Annotated in this window: 4 protein-coding genes; 1 reads left to right on the forward strand and 3 read right to left on the reverse strand. The window is 56.7% G+C overall.

Features of this window, described 5'->3' with window-relative positions:
• A partial coding sequence (locus IVB32_RS31400) for a hypothetical protein (protein WP_247412616.1) occupies positions 1–188 on the forward strand: 188 nt, incomplete at its 5' end.
• 1504 nt (positions 189–1692) lie between these two features.
• On the opposite strand, the gene IVB32_RS31405 is transcribed toward IVB32_RS31400, so the two are convergent.
• From IVB32_RS31405 to IVB32_RS31415, 3 genes are read right to left on the reverse strand one after another with little or no spacing between them, the layout of a single operon-like run.
• Complete coding sequence (locus IVB32_RS31405) at positions 1693–2295, reverse strand: hypothetical protein (protein WP_247412617.1); 603 nt, start codon at positions 2293–2295, stop codon at positions 1693–1695.
• Positions 2282–2497: a helix-turn-helix domain-containing protein gene (locus IVB32_RS31410; RefSeq protein ID WP_247412619.1), complete on the reverse strand. Its 216-nt coding sequence runs from the start codon at positions 2495–2497 to the stop codon at positions 2282–2284. Before IVB32_RS31410 ends, IVB32_RS31405 begins: the two co-directional genes overlap by 14 nt.
• 33 nt (positions 2498–2530) lie before the next feature.
• Positions 2531–3058, reverse strand: a complete 528-nt coding sequence (locus tag IVB32_RS31415; protein WP_247412623.1) for a hypothetical protein — start codon at positions 3056–3058, stop codon at positions 2531–2533.
• Positions 3059–3588 lie beyond the last annotated feature (530 nt).

The raw sequence follows: 3588 nt of genomic DNA on the forward strand, positions 1-3588 counted from the left end.
CATCCGAAACCTCCGTCCAAGCCGGAGGCTTCTTTCGCACGTTCATTCGAATTCTGAAGCAAGGGTATCGGCTTCGCGCTTACCGCGAGGCGGCTCTGATGGCGGCTGATCTCGCCCAGTACACTGCTGGAAAAGACGAAGATCTTCAGCGCTCATCGGAAGCGCGAAGATCGTCCGCCAAAAGGTGAACCAAGCCGCCCAGCTTTCCGGGTTTGGAAACCACGGCCCCCACCACGAAGGCGAGGTTACCGCCGCAATGATGTTAGCGGGCAGCTGAGCCTTCGAGTTAGTCACGCTATTAAGTCTCGGACGTCAAAGGGGCTCTGCCTCTTCCCGCTCCCGTTTCGTGCGGCCGCCTTCCCGCGTAGCGCTGCTAGGCAGCGCACTATCACCGCACTGAGCTTCGTTAGCTCGACTCCGTCCACAGTCTCACCGGCAGCCATGGCCCGTTCAATTGCCTCGCGCCGTACCGTCAGCGTCGCAATCTGCGTCGCGAGCAGTTGATCGGCCACCGTAGGTGGCCCACCGAGCCCCTCAAGCAAGCCCATGACGAGCGCGCGCAAACGCTTAGCGTATCGCGTGCGGCCGTCCAGGCGCTCAGTTTCCGCTGCAATTAGGAAATGTGCCGCATCTGCCATGCATCGATCCCGTATTTGGATGCATGATCAGGGCGACGCCTTCACAAGTACACTGCTTCCGATTTGCATCGCGTTACAAAAATTCCCGCTACGTACAAATGCGCCACCACGCCGCCCACAGCCCGCCGTGCGACATGGCTCTCTCACGGTGGGGTTAACGCTGATGCTGCAACGACGAGGCGCCGAGCTGTGAAATCCCTTGGTTGCTGCCGAACCTTAACATTTTGCCGAGTTTTTTCTTCCGACCGGCCCATGCTTTGACATGGCGCCACTTTGAAGCGCCTGCGGGCGCTTAAAGGCGGCCTATGGAGCACCGGGCGTCGGGGAGTCGGCAAGAGGGTCTTTGGTGAGAGATGAGCTTGCTCGCGGTCGCGCGTTTAAGCGCGCCCGCTCTTGAAATCTCGCGAGGACCAAAAAGTTCGTGCGAAGTGTTGACGGCGCAATTCCTAATGCACAACTCGACAAGACGGTGAGGTACACACAGAGCTCCCCTACCCCCTGGCATATTGAGTAGTGTCCTTGTGCTGGGACTGTGGGGCTTGGATTTCGACGCTGAGAGTCCCATGAGAGAGCCATAAACGTTGCCCTCCGGCAACACGGTCCCATCCGGAGACCATACCTGGCTCTCAGGTGGGACTTCGCATGTCTGTGGTGGGACTGTGAAATGAATTCTCTGGCGTCCACCTCATGAAATCCTTGGAGCCGAATACGTCACGAATGGGCCCGTGCCGATCATCAGCGAACTCGGTCAGCAGCCACTCGGTGGCTACCCTGCCCTTCATGTTGAACCCGCTTCGTTTACCTGTTTTGATGAACCCCAGAGCCTGGAGACGCTCGAAGCACCTTTGTGCTGTGCTCCGGCCAATGCCGAGCTCTGTGGCTGCTTCCCTGACGCTGTACGGGATCTTTCCGTTGTTTGATCCCGGACCTCTGTAGCGCCTCGCCAGCTCGACGTAGAGGGCGCGGCAATTGCCGTCGAGGGCGCGCCAAGCAGGGCTTGCCAGCATGTATTCTGGCAAACGCACATAGCGCCCCTGCTGTCTGGATCGAGGGCTCATTTTTGGTACTGCCTACGAGATGAGCTGATGCCGACCGCCTCCATGAGGCGATCAACAAATTCCATCATGCGCTCACCCGGGATCACCACAACGTCGTTTCCGCCACCGACGCGCGATGTCTGCCAGATTGCGTAATGCGCCTGCAGGTGAGCTCGACCGCGAGGCGAGAGTCCTCTTTGACGAATGTCTCGAAGAGAGTTTCGCCCACTGGGAAGACATTCGCCGTCGAACGGGACAGCGGCTGTCGTAACGACCGTTAAGGGTGCGTTGACAATGCGTTGCCAAGGCTCCGCAATGTGTTCGGAGAGCCGGGCAATCGTATTATCAACGGGTTGCCTCTTTTCGACAGTCGAGCTGCGATCGTTACTCGATTGAGCATTACGTTTTGTGTTAACCTTGCGCTGTCTGTGACGGCGCTGCTGCTCAGCCCCGGTCATCGCTTTGAGGCAGGCGGGCTCGAAAGGCTCCACCGCTTCGCCTTGAATGTAGCCAGGCACGTGGCTATTGCGAAAATTGAGCTGACCACCGAGCTGCTCAATTGTTGAACCCGGTTCCTCGTGTGGTGCGATGGCGAGATTCCGCCTTTTAGGGTGGTGCACTATCCGACACTCGCTTTGCGGCACGTTCAAGGTTGTCCACAAATGCCTTCAGAGTGGATTTGCGAGCGGCCCACTTGGCGCCGATTTTGAAACCTGGAATTTTGCCCGTCTCCAGCAGGTAGAAGGCCTGCCTGAGTGGCACACCTAATTCTGTGGCAATCGGCTTTGCGCCGATCATCAAATCATCAGCTAGCTTAGTCACTGTTCACCCTCATAAATTTTGCATTTGAAGATTTCACGTTTCGGCCGGACCAAGTGCTTTCAGACACTCAGTGATGGACACGACATCGAACTTTTTGATTGGTACTGTCACCCACTTGCCGTGGACATAAATTTCTTCAGCTGAGCGAAACGCGGAGAAGAATTCCATCGTTGGAGTCGCCTTTTCAGACACCAGTAGCGAGCCAACAATCTGGGTCTTGCCCTTCAACAATCCCCACTTCACGACAAGAAATACTCTTATTCCCCGAAGGGCTTCCTCCAAGAAATCGATCTTACCCTGGGTCCGGTCACGGAGCTCAGACAGCGCTCTCAAGCGATTTGCTATCTGGGTCAGACCGCCTATAGCGATCTTCTGCTCCGCAAATGCTGCGACGATGCACGCTATGATCACTTCTTGCCTACTAAACCGGCGGTGCGTCCCTGAACCCGCCCGATCGGTGGCCGAGGCGGCTTTGATGATACCGGCGTCTGCCCACAGCTGAACGGACCTAGGCCTTGCCCCGGCGACCCTTGACAGATCGGAAAGCGTGTAATCTGACATACCTCTTGCGCCCGCGTTAAAAACGTAATACGTATTTTGCACGAGTTGAAAGTTAGTGCAACTGTCTCGACTCTTTCGACGGAAAAAATATCCAATGCCCAGCACTTGTGACGGCTCGGATCGCGACCCGCGGGCGCTTGTCGCCACTGTCAACGAGACTATGGCTACGCTGAAGATAGGACGGGCAAAAACCTATGAGCTTCTTAATGCAAACGAGCTCGAAAGCTACCTAGAGGGATCCTCCCGCAAGGTCACGTGGCGCAGCATTGAGGCTTATATCGCGCGTCGAATTAAGGAAGAGACCAAACGCCGCAACCACGGCCGCGCTCAAACTGAGGATGGCAACGCACCCATTTAGATCGCAACAAGGCCCTTGCGACTCCTAACGCTGGTGATGGAGGCGCAGGACGCCCGGCGTAAGCGCACAGTGGAGTACATGCTCCATTGATTGAGCTGCTGCCGGTATGATGGACACCGGGTTAAGCTAATCCCACCTTGCGCTCGAACTCAACAGGGCTGAGGTAACCGAT

Origin of the sequence: Bradyrhizobium sp. 23 (genome assembly GCF_023073295.1) — a bacterium.
Lineage (GTDB): Bacteria > Pseudomonadota > Alphaproteobacteria > Rhizobiales > Xanthobacteraceae > Bradyrhizobium > Bradyrhizobium canariense_D.

Excerpts from the sequence above, each read along its gene's own strand:
- IVB32_RS31415 (WP_247412623.1), bottom strand. The coding sequence starts at position 3,058 with ATGTCAGATTACACGCTTTCCGATCTGTCAAGGGTCGCCGGGGCAAGG.